This window comes from Vibrio sp. Vb0349, from assembly GCF_033338975.1.
In genome coordinates, this window is sequence record NZ_JAWOTS010000328.1 from 1 (window position 1) to 1,171 (window position 1,171).

At 40.8% G+C, this 1,171-nt stretch carries 1 protein-coding gene and 1 pseudogene; both read right to left on the bottom strand.

All coding sequences use genetic code 11. The features are described from left to right. A pseudogene (locus R7Q47_RS25590) lies at positions 1-209 on the bottom strand (chemotaxis protein); the annotation flags it as partial. A 445-nt stretch (positions 210-654) separates the two neighbouring features. Then, on the bottom strand, positions 655-1,171 hold a 517-nt coding region (locus R7Q47_RS25595; RefSeq protein ID WP_411912887.1), incomplete at its 5' end, for a YjiH family protein.

The following is a 1,171-nucleotide window of genomic DNA, read 5'->3' on the forward strand; positions in this document are numbered from 1 at the left end:
ATCTCTGTGATCGAGCGTGCGAGATCTTTCTTCGCGTTCATTTCAGATTGAACGGTGTTGCTCACGCTGGTCAAAATCTCTTTAACGCTTGAATTGATGTGCTCCTGAGTTTGAGAACGAATCGTCATAACTTGTTGCGTCGATAGTAGCGACACAGTAATTAGCAGCAAAATTGAAGAGGCGGTGACAACCTTATGTCTGAATTTCATGAGTTTTCCTCTAAGTCTCCCGGATAGTTTTCTTCTGCTTCCACCTCTTTTTGGGTTCGGGTGAATTCGGCAGAAAAAGAAACCTGTTGTGTTTGATTACTTTCTTATCGACATCTTTATCAAAAACATGAATCCATTTGTTGTCTTTTTTAACCAAAATTAAACAAAATGGTGGTTTGAGTTAAAACTTGTGAGTTTGATCTGATTTGTGAGCCATCTTAATGAAAGCGTCATAATGAAAGGAATTGCTTAAAGAGTACTGCTGTTAACAGGTTTGATTGAGGAGTTTAGTAAAGTTTTATGTATTATAAATAAGCGTTTATAGAGGTTTTTTCTTTGTAAATTATAGAGTTTACGTTGGGGGCGAAGTTAAGTGGGGAAGTAAGCCAAATTTTAGTTGTAAAAAAGGCCCCGACAGAGCGGAGCCTTTGTGTATGCTTTGATTTTAGAAAATCAGATGCGCAACACCAGCAATCACAGGAAGTGTAATCAGCGTACGCAGAATGAAGATAACAAACAGTTCTACGATGTTAACTGGAATCTTGCTACCTAGTAGTAGTGCACCAACTTCTGACATGTAAATCAACTGAGTAACAGACATTGCTGCGATAACAAAACGAGTCATTTCGTTGTCGATAGATGCCGCTAGAATCGCAGGGATAAACATATCTGCAAAGCCAACCACGATAGTTTGCGATGCTTGTACCGCTTCAGGGATTTGTAGCAGCTCTAAGTAAGGAATGAATGGCTGACCAAGGATCTCAAACACTGACGTGTATTCAGCAATCACTAGTGCTACGGTACCCAAACCCATAACCACAGGCAGGACGCCAAACACCATATCGATAGCGTTGTGCACACCTTCTTTGAATACGGACTGAACAGATTTTACTTCTGCAGCGCGTTTTAGAGCTAAGTCCATGCCCCAAGAGAATGTCGTGTGACCTTCTGGCACTGCATCT